Origin of the sequence: Rhodovulum euryhalinum, assembly GCF_004342445.1 — a bacterium.
Taxonomy (GTDB): Bacteria; Pseudomonadota; Alphaproteobacteria; order Rhodobacterales; family Rhodobacteraceae; genus Rhodovulum; species Rhodovulum euryhalinum.
The window spans coordinates 54,396-75,478 of sequence record NZ_SLWW01000004.1 but is presented as its reverse complement, the minus strand read 5'-3'; the positions used below and the strand labels follow the sequence as shown (position 1 = coordinate 75,478).

Annotated in this window: 20 protein-coding genes and 1 tRNA gene; 10 read left to right on the top strand and 11 right to left on the bottom strand. The window is 68.8% G+C overall.

The features are described 5' to 3' along the window. Window positions 1-108 precede the first annotated feature (108 nt). From EV655_RS06115 to lexA, 6 genes are all read left to right on the top strand, one after another. Window positions 109-690, top strand: coding sequence for an anthranilate synthase component II (locus EV655_RS06115; protein ID WP_132542904.1), 582 nt, complete (start codon window positions 109-111; stop codon window positions 688-690). Further along, window positions 687-1,706 carry an anthranilate phosphoribosyltransferase gene (trpD, locus tag EV655_RS06110; RefSeq protein ID WP_132542902.1) on the top strand — a complete coding sequence of 340 codons (1,020 nt, stop codon included), beginning with the start codon at window positions 687-689 and terminating at the stop codon, window positions 1,704-1,706. Before EV655_RS06115 ends, trpD begins: the two co-directional genes overlap by 4 nt. After that, window positions 1,703-2,512 (top strand): indole-3-glycerol phosphate synthase TrpC, encoded by an 810-nt coding sequence (trpC, locus tag EV655_RS06105; RefSeq protein ID WP_132542900.1) that lies wholly within the window; start codon window positions 1,703-1,705, stop codon window positions 2,510-2,512. The genes trpD and trpC overlap by 4 nt, the downstream gene beginning before the upstream one ends. Next, complete coding sequence (gene moaC, locus EV655_RS06100) at window positions 2,512-2,991, top strand: cyclic pyranopterin monophosphate synthase MoaC (protein ID WP_132542898.1); 480 nt, start codon at window positions 2,512-2,514, stop codon at window positions 2,989-2,991. The genes trpC and moaC overlap by 1 nt, the downstream gene beginning before the upstream one ends. Then, window positions 2,988-4,160, top strand: coding sequence for a molybdopterin molybdotransferase MoeA (locus EV655_RS06095; protein WP_132542896.1), 1,173 nt, complete (start codon window positions 2,988-2,990; stop codon window positions 4,158-4,160). The genes moaC and EV655_RS06095 overlap by 4 nt, the downstream gene beginning before the upstream one ends. Window positions 4,161-4,233: 73 nt before the next feature. After that, a complete protein-coding gene (gene lexA / locus EV655_RS06090; RefSeq protein ID WP_132542894.1) occupies window positions 4,234-4,926 on the top strand; it encodes a transcriptional repressor LexA in 693 nt (230 codons plus the stop codon). Window positions 4,927-4,948: 22 nt separating this feature from the next. On the opposite strand, the gene EV655_RS06085 is transcribed toward lexA, so the two are convergent. Then, entirely contained in the window at window positions 4,949-6,979 is a 2,031-nt protein-coding gene (locus EV655_RS06085; RefSeq protein WP_132542892.1) for a ComEC/Rec2 family competence protein, read from the bottom strand. A gap of 77 nt (window positions 6,980-7,056) precedes the next feature. Between EV655_RS06085 and gltX the strand changes: the two genes are divergently transcribed. Then, entirely contained in the window at window positions 7,057-8,460 is a 1,404-nt protein-coding gene (gene gltX / locus EV655_RS06080; RefSeq protein ID WP_424511302.1) for a glutamate--tRNA ligase, read from the top strand. 86 nt (window positions 8,461-8,546) lie between these two features. Further along, window positions 8,547-9,842 carry a citrate synthase gene (gltA, locus tag EV655_RS06075; protein WP_132542890.1) on the top strand — a complete coding sequence of 432 codons (1,296 nt, stop codon included), beginning with the start codon at window positions 8,547-8,549 and terminating at the stop codon, window positions 9,840-9,842. A 69-nt stretch (window positions 9,843-9,911) separates the two neighbouring features. Here gltA and EV655_RS06070 read toward each other — a convergent pair whose 3' ends face one another. The 4 genes from EV655_RS06070 to EV655_RS06055 form a co-directional block, all read right to left on the bottom strand. Continuing rightward, on the bottom strand, window positions 9,912-10,670 hold the full coding sequence (locus EV655_RS06070) for a CDP-alcohol phosphatidyltransferase family protein (RefSeq protein WP_132542888.1): 759 nt from the start codon (window positions 10,668-10,670) through the stop codon (window positions 9,912-9,914). After that, window positions 10,667-11,359 carry a phosphatidylserine decarboxylase gene (locus tag EV655_RS06065; protein ID WP_132542886.1) on the bottom strand — a complete coding sequence of 231 codons (693 nt, stop codon included), beginning with the start codon at window positions 11,357-11,359 and terminating at the stop codon, window positions 10,667-10,669. Before EV655_RS06065 ends, EV655_RS06070 begins: the two co-directional genes overlap by 4 nt. Window positions 11,360-11,459: 100 nt before the next feature. Then, window positions 11,460-13,064, bottom strand: coding sequence for an AMP-binding protein (locus tag EV655_RS06060; protein ID WP_243645003.1), 1,605 nt, complete (start codon window positions 13,062-13,064; stop codon window positions 11,460-11,462). An 18-nt stretch (window positions 13,065-13,082) separates the two neighbouring features. Beyond that, window positions 13,083-13,544: a D-galactarate dehydratase gene (locus EV655_RS06055; RefSeq protein WP_243645002.1), complete on the bottom strand. Its 462-nt coding sequence runs from the start codon at window positions 13,542-13,544 to the stop codon at window positions 13,083-13,085. Between the two features lie 99 nt (window positions 13,545-13,643). Between EV655_RS06055 and moaA the strand changes: the two genes are divergently transcribed. Beyond that, window positions 13,644-14,657, top strand: coding sequence for a GTP 3',8-cyclase MoaA (gene moaA, locus EV655_RS06050; RefSeq protein WP_132542884.1), 1,014 nt, complete (start codon window positions 13,644-13,646; stop codon window positions 14,655-14,657). Between the two features lie 321 nt (window positions 14,658-14,978). Here moaA and EV655_RS06045 read toward each other — a convergent pair. Further along, a tRNA-Arg gene (locus tag EV655_RS06045) sits at window positions 14,979-15,055 on the bottom strand. Window positions 15,056-15,177: 122 nt separating this feature from the next. Here EV655_RS06045 and EV655_RS18600 point away from each other — a divergent pair. Then, window positions 15,178-16,695 (top strand): fused MFS/spermidine synthase, encoded by a 1,518-nt coding sequence (locus EV655_RS18600; protein WP_165905286.1) that lies wholly within the window; start codon window positions 15,178-15,180, stop codon window positions 16,693-16,695. Between the two features lie 12 nt (window positions 16,696-16,707). Here the strand turns inward: EV655_RS18600 and EV655_RS06035 are convergent, their stop codons facing one another. From EV655_RS06035 to sufC, 5 genes are read right to left on the bottom strand one after another with little or no spacing between them, the layout of a single operon-like run. Next, on the bottom strand, window positions 16,708-17,928 hold the full coding sequence (locus tag EV655_RS06035) for a cysteine desulfurase (RefSeq protein ID WP_132542882.1): 1,221 nt from the start codon (window positions 17,926-17,928) through the stop codon (window positions 16,708-16,710). Then, window positions 17,921-18,523 (bottom strand): Yip1 family protein, encoded by a 603-nt coding sequence (locus EV655_RS06030; protein ID WP_132542880.1) that lies wholly within the window; start codon window positions 18,521-18,523, stop codon window positions 17,921-17,923. Before EV655_RS06030 ends, EV655_RS06035 begins: the two co-directional genes overlap by 8 nt. A 19-nt stretch (window positions 18,524-18,542) precedes the next feature. Then, the gene (locus EV655_RS06025; RefSeq protein WP_132542878.1) at window positions 18,543-19,034 is read right to left on the bottom strand and encodes a YIP1 family protein; all 492 of its coding nucleotides are present in this window, start codon (window positions 19,032-19,034) and stop codon (window positions 18,543-18,545) included. Between the two features lies 1 nt (window position 19,035). Then, window positions 19,036-20,325: a SufB/SufD family protein gene (locus tag EV655_RS06020; RefSeq protein WP_132542876.1), complete on the bottom strand. Its 1,290-nt coding sequence runs from the start codon at window positions 20,323-20,325 to the stop codon at window positions 19,036-19,038. After that, window positions 20,325-21,080 carry a Fe-S cluster assembly ATPase SufC gene (gene sufC / locus EV655_RS06015; protein ID WP_132542874.1) on the bottom strand — a complete coding sequence of 252 codons (756 nt, stop codon included), beginning with the start codon at window positions 21,078-21,080 and terminating at the stop codon, window positions 20,325-20,327. The genes EV655_RS06020 and sufC overlap by 1 nt, the downstream gene beginning before the upstream one ends. Window positions 21,081-21,083 lie beyond the last annotated feature (3 nt).

Genomic DNA, 21,083 nt, shown 5'->3' with positions numbered 1-21,083 from the left:
TCGCGCGGGGATTGCCCGCGCCGCCGCCCCTTGACCGGGGCGCACCGCTCTGAGCATGTATAGCCCGACCCGGCACCGGGTTCACCCCCTTTCGCATATGGCGCGACCATGCTGCTTCTGATCGACAACTACGACAGCTTCACCTGGAACCTCGTCCACTACCTGGGCGAACTGGGCGCCGAGACGCGCGTGGTCCGCAACGATGCGATGGACGTTCAGCAGGCGATGGCGATGGCACCGTCGGCGATCATCCTGTCGCCCGGGCCCTGCGACCCGGCACAGGCCGGCATCTGCCTTGCGCTGACGACGGCCGCCGCCGAGACCGGCACGCCACTGCTGGGCGTCTGCCTCGGCCACCAGACCATCGGCGAGGCGTTCGGCGGCCGCGTCGTCCGCGCCCACGAGATCGTGCATGGCAAGATGGGCACGATCCACCACGACGGAACCGGCATCTTCGCGGACCTGCCCAGCCCCTTCCAGGCCACCCGCTACCACTCGCTGATCGTCGAGCGCGAGACCCTGCCCGATTGCCTGGCGGTCAATGCCTGGCTGGAGGATGGAACGATCATGGGCCTTCGCCACCGCGCGTTGCCGATCCATGGCGTGCAGTTCCACCCCGAGAGCATCGCCTCGGAACATGGCCACGCCCTCTTGAAGACCTTTCTAGACAGCGTGAAGGAACCCGCATGAGCGACGCCCTCAAGCCGCTGATCGGCATCGCGGCCGACCGCCCGCTGACCCGCGCCGAGGCCGAGACCGCGTTCGAGGCGCTGTTCGAGGGCGAGGCGACCCCCAGCCAGATCGGCGGCCTGCTGATGGCGCTGCGCACCCGGGGCGAGACGGTGGACGAATTCGCCGCCGCGGCCGCGGTGATGCGATCGAAGTGCCGCAAGGTTACCGCCCCCGAGGGGGCGATGGACATCGTCGGAACCGGGGGCGACGGCAAGGGCACGCTGAACATCTCGACCGCGGCGGCCTTCGTGGTCGCAGGCGCGGGTGTGCCGGTGGCCAAGCACGGCAACCGCAACCTGTCGTCCAAATCGGGCGCGGCGGATGCGCTGTCCCAGATGGGCATCAACGTGATGGTCGGCCCGGATATCGTTGAAAAGGCGCTGAAAGATGTCGGCATCGGCTTCATGATGGCGCCCATGCACCACCCGGCGATGGCCCATGTCGGCCCGACCCGCGCCGAGCTTGGCACGCGGACGATCTTCAACATCCTCGGTCCGCTGACCAACCCCGCGGGGGTGAGACGCCAGTTGACCGGCGCCTTCTCGCGCACGCTGATCCGGCCCATGGCCGAAACGCTGGCCGCGCTGGGCTCCGAGGCCGCCTGGCTGGTCCATGGCGGCGACGGCACCGACGAATTGTCGATCTCGGGCATCTCCTTTGTCGCGATGCTGGAGAGCGGCCAGGTCACCGAGCGCGAGTTGCACCCCGAAGAGGCGGGCCTGCCCGAACACCTGTTCGAGGACATCCTGGGCGGCACGCCCGAACACAACGCCCGCGCCTTCGGCGCGCTGCTGGACGGCGAGCCCTCGGCCTATCGCGACGCGGTGCTCTACAACGCCGCCGCCGCGCTGGTCGTCTCAGGTCGCGCGAATAACTTGCGAGAAGGTGTTGAATTTGCATCGGAAAGCATCGACAGCGGCAAGGCCCGGGCCAAGGTGAAGGGTCTGGCGCAAATCACCTCGGAGGCCGCATGAGCGCAACCATCCTCGACCGCATCAAGGCGTACAAGCTGGACGAGATCGCCGCCGACAAGACCACCCACCCGCTGTCGGAAATCGAGGCCCGCGCCAAGGCTGCGCCGCCCGTCCGCCCCTTTGCCGCCGCGTTGCACAAGGCCGCGCAGAAGGGCTATGGCCTGATCGCCGAGATCAAGAAGGCCAGCCCGTCCAAGGGCCTGATCCGTCCCGATTTCGACGTGCCCGCGCTGGCCCGCGCCTATGCCGAGGGCGGCGCCACCTGCCTGTCGGTGCTGACCGACACGCCATCGTTCCAGGGCGCGAAAGAGTACCTGACCGAGGCGCATAACGCGGTCAAGCTGCCCTGCCTGCGCAAGGATTTCATGTACGACCCCTATCAGGTGGCCGAGGCCCGCGCGCTGGGGGCGGACTGCATCCTGATCATCATGGCCAGCGTGTCCGACGCGCAGGCCGCCGAACTGGAGGACGCGGCGCGGCGCTGGGGAATGGATGCGCTGATCGAGGTGCATGACGCCGAGGAACTGGACCGTGCCTGCGCGCTGAAATCCACCCTGATCGGCATAAACAATCGCAACCTCAATACGTTCGAGACCTCTCTTGAGACGACGCGCCAACTGGCCCGCGGGGTGCCCGAGGGCCGCCAGATCGTCAGCGAATCCGGCCTGAACACGCCCGCCGATCTGGCCGAGATGGCCCGCTTTGGCGTGCGCAGTTTCCTGATCGGGGAAAGCCTGATGCGTCAGGCCGACGTGGCCGCGGCGACCCGCGCGCTGCTCACCAATCCGGATATGGGCGCCCAGTGATGGCAGGCCTCACCCATTTCGATGCCGAGGGACGCGCCCATATGGTGGACGTGTCCGACAAGCCCGTGACGGCACGGCTCGCGGTGGCCGAAGGCTACGTGAGGATGAGGCCGGAAACGCTTGATCTTGTGCGGGAAGGCCGCGCAGACAAGGGTGACGTTCTGGGCGTGGCGCGGCTGGCGGGGATCATGGGCGCCAAGCAGACCTCGACCCTGATCCCGCTGTGCCACCCGCTGCCCATCACCCGCGTCGCGCTGGACCTGACCCCCGACGCGAACCTGCCCGGCATCCGCATTGCCGCGACCGTCCGCACAACGGGCCAGACCGGCGTCGAGATGGAGGCGCTGACCGCGGTCTCGGTCGCCGCGCTGACGGTCTACGACATGCTCAAGGCCACCGAAAAGGGCATGGAGATCGGCGGCATCCGCCTGACGCTCAAGGAGGGCGGCAAGTCCGGCCGCTACGAGGCGGGGGCATGATCTCCGTCGCCGAGGCGCTGGACAAGGTCTTCGCCCTTGTCGCGCCCACCCCGGTCGAGGAGGTGCCGTTGGCCGGTGCCGCAGGCCGTGTGCTGGCCCGGCCGGTCTCCGCCCGCCTGACCCAGCCCCCTTTCGCCGCCTCGGCTATGGACGGCTACGCCATCGCCGCCGCCGATTTCCACGCCGGCGCGGCGCTGATCGTCATCGGCACGTCGCGCGCGGGCGAGGGATTTGGCGGCACGCTCGCCCCCGGCCAGGCCGTGCGCATCTTTACCGGCGCGCCGGTCCCCGTGGGCGCCGACCGCGTCGTCATACAGGAGGACGTTTCGCGCGATGGCGATCGCATCACGCTGGGCGACGCGCTCGGCAGCGGCACCAATATCCGCCCGGCCGGGGCCGATTTCGCCGAAGGCGACAGCATCGCCGCCCCCCGCCGCCTGCGTCCCGCCGATCTGGCGCTGGCCGCCGCGATGAACCTGCCCACCCTGCCCGTCCACCGCCGCCCCGAGGTCGCGATCATCGCCACCGGCGACGAACTGGTGATGCCGGGCGAGGTGCCGGGCCCCGACCAGATCATCGCGTCCAATGCCTTCGGCCTGAAGGCGATGGTCGAGGCCGAGGGCGGCATCGGGCGTCTGCTGCCGATCGCGCGCGATACCGAGGCCTCGCTCAAGGCGGTGTTCGGGCTGGCAGAAGGTGCCGACCTGATCGTGACGATCGGTGGCGCGTCGGTGGGCGACCACGACCTGGTGGGCAAGGTCGCGGCCGACCTGGGCATGGAGCAGGCCTTCTACAAGGTCGCGATGCGGCCCGGGAAACCGCTGATGGCGGGCCGGATGGGCGGGGCCGCGATGATCGGCCTGCCGGGCAACCCGGTCTCGGCGCTGGTCTGCGCGACGCTGTTCCTGCTGCCCGTCCTGCGCGTGATGCAGGGCCTGCCCGCGGGGCCCGCCCCGCGCCTGACCGGTGTGCTTGCCCGGGATCTGGACTCCAACGGCCCGCGCGAACACTACATGCGCGCCCGGATCACCGGCGCGGGCCTTGCGCCCTTCGACACGCAGGACAGCGCGCTGCTGACCATCCTTGCCGAGGCCGACGCGCTGATCGTGCGCCCGCCCGGCGACGGACCGCGGCGCGCCGGGGAACCGGCCGAGTATATCCGGCTCTGACCCCATGAAACTTGACACAAAACGTGAACATGCCTAGAACATGGGCGAACGGTTCCCATGAGTAGGACGCCCCATGCTCACCCGCAAGCAACTCGATCTTCTTGAATTCATCCACAAGCGGATGCAGAGGGACGGCGTGCCGCCCTCGTTCGACGAGATGAAGGACGCGCTGGACCTGCGCTCGAAATCCGGCATCCACCGGCTGATCACGGCGCTGGAGGAACGCGGCTTCATCCGGAGGCTGGCGCACCGGGCGCGTGCGATCGAGATCGTCAAGCTGCCCGAGGCACTGGAATCCCGCGGGTTCAGGCCGATGGTGATCGAGGGCGACGGCCCGCCGCCCGCGCCGCCGGCCGGTGCGCGGGAGATCGAGACGGCGGGCGCGATCGAGGTGCCGCTGATGGGCCGGATCGCGGCGGGCACGCCGATCGAGGCGATCAGCCATGTCTCGCACAACGTGGCGGTGCCGGGCAGCATGCTGTCGGGCCGCGGGCGGCACTATGCGCTCGAGGTCAAGGGCGATTCGATGATCGAGGCCGGGATCAACGATGGCGACGTGGTGGTGATCCGCGAACAGGATACCGCCGAGAACGGCGAGATCGTGGTGGCGCTGGTCGACGACCAGGAGGCGACGCTGAAGCGGTTTCGCCGCCGCGGCGACATGATCGCGCTCGAGGCCGCGAACCCGGCCTACGAGACGCGCATCCTGCCCTCTGACAAGGTGAAGGTGCAGGGCCGCCTTGTTGGTCTGATCCGCAGCTACTGACGCGGCGGCGCATGCTGCGCCCCTACCGGGTCCACGGCCGGTCGCCCGCCGCATCGCGAGCGAAAACAAGACGGGGCCCGTCCGTCGCGGCGTAGACCGCCACGGCGCCGGTTTCGGCCAGCCGCGCGCGGTCCAGCAGGCGGCACCCCTCGGGGGCGTCCTCCACGACCTGCGGCACCACCACCCAGCCCGCGGCGCAGGCCGGGGCGATCCGTTCGGCCCAGCCGCGCCCGGTCACGAGGGTGAAGAGGGTGCCGTCCAGATCGACACGCTGATCCCCGCGCTCGCCCGCCAGCCCCGGCCGGGCAAAGGCCGCCTCCTGCGTGCCGCGGTCGCCGTCGTTTTCCAGCCAGGACAGCGCGACGAACCCCTCGCCGCCCGGCTTGGACAGCGCGCGCCCCTCGGGGCCCATGGCGCCGATCAGGCCGCCGCTTTCCGCGATCAACAGCGCCGGGCGCTCGGCCTGGGACCACAGGACAAGCGCCGCGAGGACCGGGACGACGCCCGCCAGCCGCGCCCGCCCCGACCACAGGATCACCCACAGCGCCCCCAGCGAGATCATGGGCAGCACCAAGGGTTGCGGCGCCACGACCGGCCAGACCGCACCATCAAGCCCGGCAACCCGGTCCGCAACCCCCAGGATCCACGCGATGCCCAGCCGCATCGGCTCCAGCCCCAGCACGGCCAGCCCGAACGGCGCCAGACAGGCCGCGGCGACCGCGGCCGGGATCACCAGCAGTCCCATCAACGGCACGCTGAGCACGTTCGCCAGCAGGCCGTATTGCGACATCTGGTTGAAATGCGCAGCCCCGAAGGGCGCCGTCGCGACCCCCGCCACCGCCGAGGACAGCACCACCGCCAGCGCGCCATTCATCCAGCGGGGCGGACGCCACATCCCCTCGGGCAGGTCGCGCAATGCCCCGAAGACCGCGATCAGCGCGGTCGTGGCGGCGAACGACATCTGGAATCCCGCTTGGGTCAGGCTTTCGGGGGACAGGACCAGGATGATCAGCGCAGCAAAGGCCACGGCGCGCAACGTCAGCGCCCTTCGGTCGGCCAGCACCGCGGCCAGCACCACGGCGACCATGATATAGGCCCGCTCGGTTGCCACGTTGCCGCCCGACAGCGCGAGATAGACCGCCCCCGCGGCCAGGGCGCCGATCGCGGCCAGCTTCTTGGTCGGCAGGCGCAGCGCGACCGCGGGGATCAGCGCCAGCCCGAGGCGCAGCGCGGCAAAGACCACACCGGTCAGCAGGCCCATATGCAGCCCCGAGATCGCCAGCAGATGCGCGAGGTTGGAATCGCGCAACTGCTGCACCGTCTCGCGCGAGATCGCCGAGCGGTCGCCGGTCAGGATCGCCGCGGCAAACGCCCCCTGGTCGCCCGGGATGCGCGCCCGCAGGGCCGCCGAAAGGTGCATCCGCGCGCGGTGAACGATCAGCGACAGCCCACCCTCGGGCGGGTCGATGGCAACCGCGGGCGTGCGAGCATAGCCCACCGCCCCCAGCCCGCCGAACCACGCATGGCGGCGAAAGTCGAACCCGCCGGGTTCCGCAGGCGCCGAGGGCGGCGACAGATGCGCCATCATCGCGATCCGCGTGCCCGGCATCGGGTCGGTCACGCCGCCCTGCCCGTGCAGCGAAATCCGCAGCCGCGCCGGTGTCCTGGCCTGCGGCACCCGTTCCAGCCAGACCTGATCCAGCGTGATCCGCGGCGCATCGGACAGCGATCGGTCCAGGATCAGCACGCGACCCTCGACCACACCGTAATACCGGTGATCGAGCTTGGGGGCGGCCACCATCTGGGTCCGGGCACCGGCCAGCACCACGCCAAAGGCAACCAGCGCCAGCGCGGTAAAGACGGGCCCCGAGAGTTCCGGCCCCTTCCAGGCGGCAAGCATCGCGGCAAGGCCCAGCCCGCCGAGCGTGGCGAACGCCCAGAGGGGCGGTTCGGCCGGCAGGGTGAAATAGAGCCCGATGCCGAGGGCCAGCAGAACCGGCGTCCACGGGAACAGGTGCCCCCTCCGGGCCTCGAGCGCGCGGAGCGGCCCCACCGCTTGTTCTCTCCCCAGCGATCTCCTAGACAGGCGGAAACGTTATCTCCACCATGATGAACAAAAGGTTAACACCCGTGCCGGATACCCCCGTCGTCACCCGTTTCGCCCCGTCGCCCACGGGGTTCCTGCATATCGGGGGGGCGCGGACGGCGTTGTTCAACTGGCTGTTCGCGCGGGGCCGGGGCGGGAAGTTCCTGCTGCGGATCGAGGATACCGACCGCGCCCGCTCGACGCCGGAGGCGACGGCGGCGATCCTCGACGGGCTGACCTGGCTGGGGCTCGACTGGGATGGCGAGCCGGTCAGCCAGTTCGAACGCGCCCCCCGCCATGCCGAGGTGGCGCACCAGATGCTGGCGGCGGGCCATGCCTACAAGTGCTTTGCCACGCCGGACGAGATCGAGGCGTTCCGCGAACAGGCCCGCGCCGAGGGGCGATCCACCCTGTTCCAGAGCCCCTGGCGCGACGCCGACCCCGCGACCCATCCCGACGCGCCCTATGTGGTGCGGCTGAAGGCGCCGCGCGACGGCGTGACGCTGATCGAGGACCGGGTGCAGGGCGATGTGCGGATCGGCAACGACCAGCTCGACGACATGGTGATGCTGCGCTCGGACGGGACGCCCACCTACATGCTGGCCGTGGTGGTGGACGATCACGACATGGGCGTGACCCATGTGATCCGCGGCGACGATCACCTGAACAACGCCGCGCGCCAGATGCAGATCTACGCCGCGATGGGCTGGGACGTGCCGATCTGGGCGCATATTCCGCTGATCCACGGCCCCGACGGCAAGAAGCTGTCGAAACGTCACGGCGCGCTGGGGGTCGAGGAATACCGCGCCATGGGCTATCCGGCGGCGGGCATGCGCAACTACCTGGCGCGGCTCGGCTGGAGCCATGGCGACGCCGAGTTCTTCACAGACGCGCAGGCGCAGGCGTGGTTCGGGCTGGAGGGAATCGGCCGCTCTCCCGCCCGGTTCGACTTCAAGAAGCTGGAGAACCTGTCCGGCCAGCATTTCGCCGCCATGGAGGATGCTGCGCTGCTGCGCGAATTGAAGGCGTTTCTGGCCGCAACCGGTCAGCCCGCCCTTGACGCACGGCAGGATGCCGGGCTTTCCGACGCGCTGCCCCTGCTCAAGCCGGGGGTTAAGACCTTCCCGCAGCTTGTTGAAAAGGCGCATTTCATCCTTGCCGAACGCCCTGTCGTGCCGGACGAGAAGGCGGCGCAGGCCCTGGATGGTGTATCCCGTGGTATACTGGCTCAATTGACGCCGCACTTGCAAAGTGCTAGCTGGGAACGCGACGCGCTGGAAGCGGCGGTCAAGCAGGTTGCCGAGGCCCACGGGACCACCCTCGGCAAGCTCGCAGCCCCGCTTCGCGCAGCGCTTGCCGGGCGGACGGTCTCGCCCAGCGTGTTCGACATGATGCTCGTCATCGGCCGGGAGGAAACGCTCGCCCGGCTCGCTGACGCCCAGGGCTGAGGCACGGGAACGCCGCACGCCCCCGCACGCCACCGACCGTGCCGCAGGGGAACGCGGCCCGGTCTCTCGACAAAAGAGGGACATCCATGGCCGACAGCACGAGAACCGCAACGCTTACCCTGGGAGACAAGTCGATGGACTTGCCGGTGCTCAGCCCCACGGCAGGTCCCGACGTCATCGACATCGGCAAGCTCTACGGCAAGATGGGGGTGTTCACCCACGACCCCAGCTTTACCTCGACCTCGTCCTGCGAAAGCTCGATCACCTTCATCGACGGCGACGAGGGCGAGTTGCTGCACCGGGGCTATCCGATCGACCAGCTGGCCGAGAAATCGCACTATCTCGAAGTCTGCTACCTGCTGCTCTACGGCGAGTTGCCGAACGGCGCCGAGCTGGAGGATTTCGAGAACCGCGTGACGCGCCACACCATGGTGCATGAACAGATGCACCGCTTCTTCACCGGGTTCCGGCGCGACGCGCACCCGATGGCGGTCATGGTGGGCGTGGTCGGCGCAATGTCGGCCTTCTACCACGACTCGACCGATGTCAACGATCCCTGGCAGCGCGAGGTCGCCTCGATCCGGCTGATCGCCAAGGTGCCGACCATCGCGGCGATGGCCTACAAGTACTCGGTGGGCCAGCCCTTCGTCTATCCGCGCAACGATCTGGACTATGCCTCGAACTTCCTGCGCATGTGCTTTGCCGTGCCGGCCGAGGAATACGAGGTCGACCCGATCCTGACCCGCGCGATGGACCGGATCCTGACGCTGCACGCCGACCACGAACAGAACGCCTCGACCTCGACGGTGCGGCTGGCCTCAAGCTCGGGGGCGAACCCGTTCGCCTGCATCGCCGCCGGCATCGCGTGCCTCTGGGGGCCCGCCCATGGCGGCGCCAACCAGGCCTGTCTGGAAATGCTGCGCGAGATCGGCACGGTCGACCGCATCCCCGAATTCGTGGCCCGCGCCAAGGACAAGAATGACCCGTTCCGGCTGATGGGCTTTGGCCACCGGGTCTACAAGAACTTCGACCCGCGCGCCAAGGTGATGAAGCAGTCGGCCCACGAGGTGCTGGAGCTTCTGGGCATAGAGAACAACGAGACCCTCAAGGTCGCGATGGAACTCGAGAAGATCGCGCTGGAAGACGAGTATTTCGTGTCGAAAAAGCTCTATCCGAACGTCGACTTCTATTCGGGCATCATCCTCGACGCGATGGGCTTCCCGACCTCGATGTTCACGCCGATCTTCGCGGTCAGCCGGACGGTGGGCTGGATCTCGCAGTGGAAGGAAATGATCGCCGACCCGAACATGCGCATCGGCCGGCCGCGACAACTCTATACCGGGCCGACCCGCCGCGACTATGTCGAGGTCGAGGACCGCTGAGACAGAAGGGGCCGCCCGATGGGCGGCCCCCCTTTTGTTTGCGCGCGCACCCTCGCCCGGCCCGGCTTTTCAGCCGAACAGCCGCCCCCGCGCCTCGATCAGGCTGCGCAGCACCAGCCCCAGATAGACGAGATCAAGCACCAGCAGCAGCAACCAGGGCCGCGAGAAGGTCAGCCCGATGCCGATCACGGTGGCGAACATGATCGGACCGATCAGCCGCCGCGGCACCCGGATCGCCTTGGGCGACAGCGTCCTGAGCTTGGAGATCATCAGGACAGCGACGATCCCGATCCACACCGCCACCACCAGCGGCGCCTGGTCGAACGCCACCACGCCCCCCAGCGTCGCAAAGGCCGGCAGAAGCCCCAGCATCGCCCCTGCGGGCGCCGGCACGCCCAGGAAATGCGTATTGGCCGTGTCCACGTCCTGTGCCTTGCCCGACATCACGTTGAACCGTGCCAGCCGCAGGCAGGTGGCGGCCGCAAAGACCAGCACGAAGATCCAGCCCAGGCTGCCCGCGGGCGCCAGCAGGAACTTGTAGATCAGCACCGCCGGCGCGACCCCGAAGCACAGGAAATCCGACAGCGAATCAAGCTGCGCGCCGATCTCGGAGGTGGCCTGCAACCGCCGCGCGATCAGCCCGTCCAGCCCGTCCATCACCGCGGCCAGCAGGATCAGGACCACCGCCGCGCCAAAGCGTTCGTCCATCGCGAAGCGGATCGAGGTCAGCCCGACGCACATCCCGGCCAGCGTCACCATGTTCGGCAACAATTGCAGCACCGGCACCCGGTCAAGGCTGTCGGAATTGCGCGGGCCGAAGCGTTTCATCGGGTCGTCTCGGCGCCGGGCGCGGCGCCCAGGTCGGCGATCACCGTCTCGCCCGCCACCATGGTCTGGCCAATCGCGACCAGCGGCCGCGCCCCCTCGGGCAGGTAGACATCCAGCCGCGACCCGAAACGGATCAGGCCGAACCGCTCGCCCGTGGCCAGGCGCTGCCCCTCGGCCGACCAGCACAGGATGCGCCGCGCCACCAGTCCCGCGATCTGCACCACGCCATAGCGCCGCCCGTCCTCCAGTTCCACCGCCAGCCCGTTGCGCTCGTTGTCCTCGGACGCCTTGTCAAGCGAGGCGTTCAGGAACTTGCCCGGCCGGTAGGCGACGGCGACGATCCGCCCCGAAGCGGGCAGCCGGTTCACATGGCAGTTGAAGACCGACATGAAGACCGACACCCGCAGCATCGGCCGGTCGCCCAGCCCCAGTTCGGCGGGCGGCACCGCGGGCGACAGCAACGACACGATCCCGTCGGCGGGCGATACCATCACGCCGGGCCGGTCGGGCACGACCCGCACGGGGTCGCGGAAGAAGTAGTAGACCCAGACCGTCAACCCGGCACAGATCCAGCCGAGCGGCGCCCAGATCAGAAAGGCGACCAGCGTGATCCCCGCGGCGATGGCCACGAACCTGCGGCCCTCGGGATGCATGGGTTTGACGAAGGTCGACAGCATCGAGACCGACATGGGATCCCCCGTTCCTTGTGCTGGCCGCCTGCATAGACCAGTTGCACAGGCTTGAAAACGCCGGATGGGGTCGCATGGCCGAGCGGGGCGCCCCGCGCCCCTACCCGCCCCGCAGCGCCCGGCGCATGATCTTGCCGGTCGCGGTCATCGGCAGGCTGTCGGCCCGGATCACCTTGCGGGGGGCAAGATGGGGGCTGACATGGTCCCGCACCCGCTGGATCAACGCCTCTTCCAGCCCCTGCCATTCCGCGCCCTCGCGCAGCACCACGTGGGCGACCACGATCTCGGTCCGCACGGGATCGGGCTCGCCCACCACGGCGGCCATCACCACGTCGGGATGGCCGACAAGGCAATTTTCGATCTCGGTCGGGCCGATCCGGTAGCCGGCCGAGGTGATCACGTCGTCGTCGCGCGCGACATAGGTGAAATGCCCGGCCGGATCGCAGATCCCCAGATCGCCCGTGCGCATCCACTCGCCCGAGAACTTGGCGGCGGTCTTGTCGGGCAGCCCCCAATAGCCCAGGAACATCGAGGCCGCACCCCGCTTGACCGCGATCTCGCCCAGCGTACCGGGGGGCACGGGCGCGCCGTCCGCCCCGATCACCGCCACGTCAAAGCCCGGCACCGCCCGCCCCATCGCCCCCGGCGGCGCCTTCATCAACTCGGGCACGCAGGTGATGACAAGGTTGCACTCGGTCTGGCCATAGAATTCGCAGATGGTCAGCCCCAGCGTCCGGTGGCCCCAGTCCAGCAGGTCGGCGCCCAGGCTCTCGCCGCCTGATCCCACGCTGCGCAGGCGCACCCCCGGCGGGACCGGTGTGCCGCGCATCAGCTTGAGCGCGGTGGGCGGCAGGAACAGGTTGCGCACCTTCAGCCGGTCGATCAGCGCCCAGGCGTCCACCGGGTCGAACTTGCGCATCCGGCAGGCCACCAGCGGCACGCCGTAGTAAAGGCACGGCATCGCCATGTCCATCAGCCCGCCGATCCAGGCCCAGTCCGCCGGCGTCCAGCCGCGATCGCCAGGTTGCGGAAAGCCGCGGTGGTGCAGCTCGATCGACGGCAAATGCCCGATCAGGAAGCGGTGGGCGTGCAGCGCGCCCTTGGGCGGGCCGGTGGTGCCCGAGGTGTAGATCAGAACCGCCGGATCCTCGGCCAGCGTGTCGCGGGGCGCGGCGATCGGCCGGGCGGCGGCGATCTCGGCCCACAGATCGCGCGCCGGGCCGCCGTCGACAGACAGCACATGCGTCAGATCGGGCAGCCGGTCGCGCAGCGCCGCCAGCTTGCCCGCCCCCTCGGCATCGGTGACGACCAGCCGGGTGCCGCTGTCGGCCAGCCGGTATGCCAGCGCGTCCGGCCCGAACAGGGTGAACAGCGGCAGCACCACGGCGCCGATCTTGTAGGCGGCAAAATGCGCCACCAGCACCGCGGGCGCCTGCGGCAGCAGCACCGCCACCCGGTCGCCCGGCCCCACGCCCGAGGCCGCCATCACCGTGGCCAGCCGGTCCGAGGCATCCTTGAGCGCGCCATAGCTCCAGTCCCGGTCGCCATCGCTCGCGTCGATCACCGCGATCCGGGCGGGGTCCTCGTCCGCCCAGTCGTCGCAGCAGGCCCGCGCGATGTTGAACCGCTCGGGAACCTGCCACCGGAACCCTGCCCGCATCATGTCCCAGTCGTCCTGAACCGGCAGAAGCCTGCGGTCGTCCATCCGCCCCTCCCCTCCGCCTCAGGGCGCCGCGCCGAAGACCGAGATCTCGCGCAGCGCCGTCAGCGGCACCCCCAGCGCACGCAGCGCCGGCAGCGAGACCAGCGTGCCCGCCCCCGCCTCGGCCTCGCGCGGGCGCAGTTCGACCAGCACGCTGAACCCGGTCGCCGAATCCACCAGGCGCCCCGGCTGCACGCGGGCGACCAGCGGCGTCACCGCCCAGAATCCCGGATCTGCCGGATCGCCGAGACTGGCCACGGTCCGGCCCAGCAACGCCTCGGGCGCGCGCGGCGCGGCGGTGGCGGCCGCGCGCTCGGCGGGCGTGGTGGTATCGAACGCCTCGGCGGTTCGCGCCCCGGGCGGTGGCGGGCGCAGCACCGAAAGCGGCGCGCCGGGCTCGGCCGGGGATACCGGCCGCTCTGCCGGAACCGCCGCACAGCCCGCAAGCGCCAGCGCCGCCCACATTCCGCCCGTCCGTGCCATCCGGTCCGCCTCCCTGGCCGTTCGATGCCAGCCTAGCCGCTTGTGCCCGCCCCCGAAAGACGCTTGCGACAACAGCTGCGCGCCCCTACCTTCTGCGGCATGTTGCAGCAGCCACCCCTCATCGACCCCTTCGCCCGCGCGATCACCTACCTGCGCGTCTCGGTCACCGACCGGTGCGATTTCCGCTGCGTCTACTGCATGGCAGAGAACATGACCTTCCTGCCGAAGAAAGAGCTTCTGACGCTGGAGGAACTGGACCGGCTCTGTTCCGCGTTCATCGGGCTGGGCGTGCGCAAGCTGCGCATCACTGGGGGCGAGCCCCTGGTGCGCCGCGACATCCTGACCTTCTTCCGGTCGATCGGCCGGCATCTCGATACCGGCGCGCTGGATGAGGTGACGCTGACGACGAACGGCTCGCAACTGGAACGCTTTGCGGACGATCTGGCCGCGGCGGGCGTGCGCCGGGTGAATGTCAGCCTGGATACGCTGGACGCCGAAAAATTCGCCCGCGTCACCCGCTGGGGCAGGCTCGGCCAGGTGCTGAGCGGCATCGACGCCGCGCAGGAGGCGGGACTTCGGATCAAGATCAACACCGTGGCGCTGAAAGGCTTCAACGAGGAGGAACTGTTCGACCTCGTCGACTGGTGCGCGTCCCGCGACATGGACCTGACCTTCATCGAGGTGATGCCGATGGGCGATCTGGGCAACGAGGACCGGGTCGGGCAATACTGGTCGGTCAGGGACGTCCGCGCGCGGCTGGAGGAACGGTTCACCACGGTCGACCTGGCCGAGCGCACCGGCGGCCCGGCGCGCTACGTGCGACTGGAGGAGACGGGCCAGAAGATCGGCTTCATCACGCCGCTGTCCCACAATTTCTGCGAAAGCTGCAACCGCGTGCGCCTCACCTGCACCGGCGAGCTGTTCATGTGCCTCGGCCAGGAGGACATGGCCGACCTGCGCGGGCCGCTTCGCGCGCACCCCGACGACGATGCGCCACTGGCAGAGGCCATCCGCGCAGCCATCGCGTTGAAGCCCAAAGGCCACGATTTCGACTATTCCCGGCAGACGCCGGACGGGCAGGTGTCGCGGCACATGAGCCATACGGGGGGCTGATGGCGCGGAGAAACCTGCCTGACGCTGCGCCATCGGCAAAGCTCCGCGCCAGCCCCCGTTGCCCACGCCGCCGAAAACAGCAAAACTCAGACCCGGAGTCTCGCTCACGCTGGATAAAAGTCGGGGGCAACGTCATCCGCGTCCGTCGCGGGCGGCTGGGCGCGCAGGTGGTCCCAGCGGGCGGCAAGGGCGGCGGGGAAACCGGATGCGGGCAACGATTCAGGATGGTTTCAGATGGGTTCGGGGGAGTCGGCGGCTTACCTATCGCTTACCCGATCCCTGAGAGACCGGCGCCACTTCCCCATAAGTATCTGATAATATTGGCGCACCCGACAGGATTCGAACCTGTGACCTCTGCCTTCGGAGGGCAGCACTCTATCCAGCTGAGCTACGGGTGCTTCAACACGGGATATAGCGGCGCGCGCGGGCGGCCGCAATCGGAAATGCCGGGAAAAACCGCTTGCGGAGACCGGTCCGCGGCTCGCTAATGTCCGGAAACCCGCAGAGACGAGCCTTGGCCATGACACGACCCCACCGCCCCGCACCGCTCTGGCTGCTCGTCACGCTGCAAGCCGTGGTCTCGGCCGCGAGCCTGGTGGTCGAGATCGTGGCGGGCCGCATGATCGCGCCCTATGTGGGCATGTCGCTCTACACCTGGACGGCGGTGATCGCGGTGGTGCTGGCAGGGTTTTCGGCCGGACACTGGTGGGGCGGGCGGATCGCCGAGCGCGAGACGGGACCGGCGTTGCGCGTGACCGGGTGGGCGATGCTGGGCGCGGCGGTCACGACCGGCGGGGCGGTGCTGCTGCTGCGGCAGGTGGCGGGGCCGGTGCTCGAAGGGCTCGACCAGCCGCTGGCGGCAATCACGCTGCTGGCGGCGGCGGTGTTCTTCCTGCCCTCGTTCTTTGCGGGCGTGCCGGCCCCGGTACTGTCGATCGTCGCGATCCGGGCCGGCGGACGGTCGGGGCACGCGCTGGGGGCGATGTTCGCCTCGGGCGCGATCGGCGCCATCGCGGGCACGCTGCTGGCGGGGTTCCTGTTCATCTCGTGGCTGGGCGCGGCGCTGACGCTGGCCACCGTCACGGCCTGTTACGGGGTGGTCGCGGCGATGATGTTCCGGCTGGCCGCGGCTGGGCCGGGGCTGCCTGCGCTGGCGGCGCTGGCGGGGGCACTGGGGCTGGCCGGCGGCGGGCTGGCCCTGCCCCGGATCTGCGACGCGGAAAGCCAGTATTTCTGCATCCGGACCGTCGAGCTGGAGCCCGGCGATCCTGGGGCGGTGCGGCTGATGGTGCTGGACCACCTGGCCCACGGAATCTCGGGGCGGGACGACCCCACGCTTGCCTATACCGAACATTCCGCGATGCTGGACGGGATCACCCGGATGCGCATGCAGGACCGCCGCTTTCATGCCTTCTTCATCGGCGGCGGCAGCTATTCGGTGCCGCGCATCTGGGCCGCGCGGGGGGCGGGCGTGGTCACCGTGGCCGAGATCGACCCCGAGGTGACGCGGATCGCGGCCAGCGACTTCTGGTTCGACCCGCAGACCACGCAGGTCATCCACCAGGACGCGCGCCGGGCGTTGTTGCTGCGCCCCGAACTGCGCTTCGACGTGGTGGTGGGCGACGCCTTCACCGACATCGCGGTGCCCGCGCATCTGGTGACGCGCGAGTTCTTCGAACTGGTGCGCGACCGGCTGGTGGCCGACGGCATCTACGTGATGACGGTGATCGACCATGCCGACCGGCTGGAGGCGCTGGCCGCGATCGTGGCGACGCTGCGCGAGGTGTTCCCCGCGGTCGAGGTCTGGACCGAGATGCGGCCGCCCGAGCCCGGCGAGCGGCGGGTCTTCGCGCTGGTGGCGGGACAGGCGCAAAGCCCGGTTGACGAACTGGCGCTGCGCGCCCCCGAGCCGCGCAGCTTTGCCCCGCTCGACGACCGGTTCATCGACGGATTGCTGGCCGACACGGCCCCCACGGTCCTGACCGACGATTACGCGCCCATCGACCGGCTGGTGGGGCTGGGCACCCTGCTGGACTAGCCGCCCGCCGCCTCAGGCAAACAGGTCGTGGCAAAGCTCCAGCGCCTCGACCAGCGTGTCGACCTCCTGGCGGGTGTTGTACATCGCGAAGGAAGCCCGGCAGGTCGCGGTGAGCCCGAAATGATCCATCAGCGGTCCCGCGCAATGGGTGCCCGCGCGCACCGCGACCCCCTTCTTGTCAAGCACGGTCGAGATGTCATGGGCATGCGCCGGGCCGTCCAGCGTGAACGAGAAGATCGCGCCGCGCCGTTCGGCATGGCCGTAGACCTGCAACCAGTTCAACCCCTTCAACCGGTCCATCGCATAGGACCCGATATCGGCCTCGTGCGCGGCGATCTTTTCCATCCCGACGCCCATCATGTAGTCGAGCGCCACGCCCAGACCGATCTGCTGGACGATGCCGGGCGTGCCCGCCTCGAACTTCATCGGCGGATCGGCATAGGTCACGACGTCCTTGTGAACCTCGCGGATCATGTCCCCGCCACCGAGGAACGGGCGCATCTCGGCCAGACGCTCCTTGCGGATGTGGATCGCGCCCGACCCCGAGGGCCCGTAAAGCTTGTGCCCGGTGATCGCGTAGAAATCGGCGCCGATCGCATCGACATTGATGGGCATGTGGACGGCCGCCTGCGATCCGTCGACCAGCACCGCCACCCCCCTGTCCTGCGCCCCCCGCACGATGGCCGCGACATCGACGATGGTGCCCAGCACGTTCGACATGTGGGTGATGGCGACCAGCCGCGTCTTCGGGCCGATCGCGTCGATCACCGCCTGCGGGTCGAGATTGCCCGCCCCGTCGACATCTACCCATTTCAGCACCACCCCCTGCCGTTCGCGCAGGAAATGCCAGGGCACGATATTGGCGTGGTGTTCCATCACCGACAGCACGATCTCGTCGCCGGGCTGCAGGCGTGGCGCGGCCCAGGCATAGGAGACAAGGTTGATCGCCTCGGTCGAGCCGCTGGTGAACACGATCTCGTCCTCGTCCGCCGCGCCCAGGAACCGTGCGACGATGCCGCGCACGGCCTCGTATTTCTCGGTGGCGATGTTGGACAGCGTGTGCAGTCCGCGGTGGACGTTCGCGTATTCCTGCGAATAGGCGCGGGTGACGGCGTCGATCACCGCCTTGGGTTTTTGCGCCGAGGCGCCGTTGTCGAGATAGACCAGCGGCTTGCCGTTCACGGTGCGGGACAGGATCGGGAAATCGGCGCGGATTTTCTCGACATCATACATCGCTCAGCGCTCCGCCAAAGGTGATGCCGAGCAGCGACATCACGAGGCTCATCCCGAAGACCATGGCGAACATCGTGCCGATGATCGCGACAAAGGTCTTCAGGGCCGAGGGAAAGCCGTGAAGTGCGGCCACGAAATGGCTGAGAAGCCAGAAGAAAAGGCCGATCCCGAACATGCTGACCAGGCCCGCCAGGGGGGTCAGGACGATCAGGAACACGGTCTGCACCACCTGCAGCATCAGCATGATGACCTGCAGCCAGACGGTCAGCGCCAGCGCGCCCGCGAAACTTCCCCTGCCGCCAAAACGGCGGCCGATGATGTGGATCGCGTAGACCGTGACGACCAGCAGACCGCCCTGCACCACCGCGGTCAGCATCGGGTTCGCCATGAAGACCGGCAACAGCGGGTCCACCGGCGTCGGCACGAGATATTCGCCGGCCTGGGTCAGCAGCACGCTGATCGCCACCACGGCGACAAGCGCCTGCCAGAGCACGCCCTCGGGCAGGCCGAACGCAAGGACACGCCTTGCCCCATCGCGCGGGTCGCGGATCGTGTCGCGCGCAAGCGCGAGCAGGGAAAGGGGGCTTTGGGGCATGGGGCGATATCCCTGGATGTCAGGCACGGCCGAGCGCCTCGGCCTCGGCCAGAGACAACATCCAGATCGCGAAGAACGCAACCGTAAGAAGCGACGCGACGATATTCAGCGCCGCCCCGGCCCCGATGAAACCGGCCACCAGACCGTACAGCAGAAAGGCCGGCGACACCGACAGCAGCGACCAGAACAGCGCCAGACGCGCCCCGAAGAAACTGCCAGCGCCGCCGACCATCCGCGCAAAGAGATGGCTGAACGCCGCAATGCCGTAGAAGAAAAGCGGCGCCAGCGCCATCCATCCGAACAGCGCCGCGCCAAGCCGCGCCTCGAGCGGGACCGACGCATCGAAATAGGACTCGCGCGCCAGCCGCGGCCATTGCGCGATGAAGATCAGGAAACAGGCAAGCATCAGGTAGGCCAGCGCGCGATCCTCGCGCTTGCCTGCCTGCAACTGGCGGCGCAACGCAGCGCGGGGACCGCGCCAGGTGGCCAGGATTTCCGTCGTGACAGCCATGCTACCTCCGGTGCCGCGCCAGCCACCGGGACAGGCGCTCCACGATCTCGTCACGGATCTGGTCCGATTCGATCTCCTCGACCGCCTCGGCGATGAAGGACAGAACCATCAGGTCCACCGCCTCGGACCGCGGCACGCCGCGCGAGCGCAGGTAGAACAGCGCCGTCTCGTCGATGGCGCCACTGGTCGAGCCATGCGAACAGGCCACGTCGTCGGCATAGATCTCAAGCTCCGGCTTGACCAGGAACTGGCTGTCCTCATCCAGCAGCAGCGATTGCGAGATCTGGTAACCGTCGGTCTTCTGGGCGCCGGGCCGAACCAGGATCTTGCCCTGAAAAACGCCGGTCGCGCCGTTCCGCAGCACCTTCTTGAACACCTGGCGGCTTTCACAGCGTTCGGCGTCATGGGTGACGAAAACCGTGTCGTCATGGTGGAAATCCGCCCCGTCGCCCAGGCAGGCGCCCGCCACATGGGCCACGCCGTCGTCGCCCGCCAGTTCGATCACACATTCGTTGCGCGTCAGCGCCCCGTTCGCGGTCATGGTGAAGGACTTGAACATGCTTTCGCGGCCGAGCCGGGCAAAGATATGGGTGGCCGCGCGGCGGTCATGGTCGCGCCCCTGCACCCGGACATGGTGGAAGGCGCCGCCCTCGGCGATGTCGACCTCCATCACCTTGTTGAACCGCGCCGCGGCCGGGCCGTTCTCCAGGATGGTCAGGTCGGCGCCTGCCTCGACCTTGATGACATGGTGAAGGATCGCGTCAGAGGTTTCCGACTCGTGCTGGTAGATCAGGTTGACCGGCTTCTCGGCCCGGCCCGTCGCGCGGATCAGCACGCCATCGGTCGCAAAGGCGGTGTTGAGCGCCGCCAGCGGCCGGGCAACCGGGCTCTGGCCACGCGCCTCCAGTGCGCCGTAAAGCTCGGCGGCCCAGTGAATGTCCTGGTCCTGGGCCTCGGCCAGACGGGTGATCTCGACCCCCGCCAGCGCCGGATCGTCCGAGGCGGCCGGATCGAAGACCCCGTCGACGAAGACCAGCCTGACCCGGTCCATGCCGTCGAAGACCGGAACCTTCTGGCGCGCGTGATGCGTCGCGGGCACCGGCACGGCGGAAATGAAGTCCGCCGGGTTGGTAAAACGCCAGTATTCGTCACGCCGCCCCGGCATGCCCATCGCCTGCACCCGCGCCAGCGCGGCCTCGCGCGCCGGGCGTGTCCAGCCCGGTGCGGCAGGCAGGTTCAGCCCGGCCAGCCGTTCCTCGGTCGCCGTCTGTTTCGCCTGCGGCAGCGCCATCACGCGGCCTCCTCGATCAGGTCGGCATAGCCGTTCTTCTCGACCTCCAGCGCCAGTTCCGGCCCGCCGGTCTTGATGATCCGGCCATCCACCATGATATGCACCACGTCCGGCACGATATGGTCCAGCAGCCGCTGGTAGTGCGTGATGACCAGAAAGCCGCGGTCGGGGCTGCGCATCGCGTTCACGCCATCGGCCACCAGCTTCATCGCATCCACGTCGAGCCCCGAGTCGGTCTCGTCCAGGATGCAGACACGCGGCTCCAGCATCGCCATCTGAAGGATCTCGTTGCGCTTCTTCTCGCCGCCGGAAAAGCCCATGTTGACCGGGCGCTTCAGCATCTCGGCGTCGATCTTCAGCTCCTTGGCACGGGCGCGCACCTCTTTCAGGAAGGTTGCGGCATCCATTTCCTCTTCACCGCGGGTCCTGCGCTGGGCGTTCACGGCCGTGCGCAGGAAGGTCATGTTGCCGACGCCGGGGATCTCGACCGGATACTGGAACGCCAGGAACAGCCCGGCCGCCGCGCGTTCCTCGGGCTCCATCGCGAGGATGTCCCGGCCCTCGAGCGTGGCGCCGCCGTCGGTCACCTCATAGCCGCCACGGCCCGCCAGCACATAGGACAGCGTCGACTTGCCCGACCCGTTCGGCCCCATGATCGCGTGCACCTTGCCCGCCTCGACGGTCAGCGTCAGACCCTTGAGGATTTCCTTGCCCTCTTCCTCAAGGGAGGCCCGCAGATTCTTGATTTCCAGCATGTT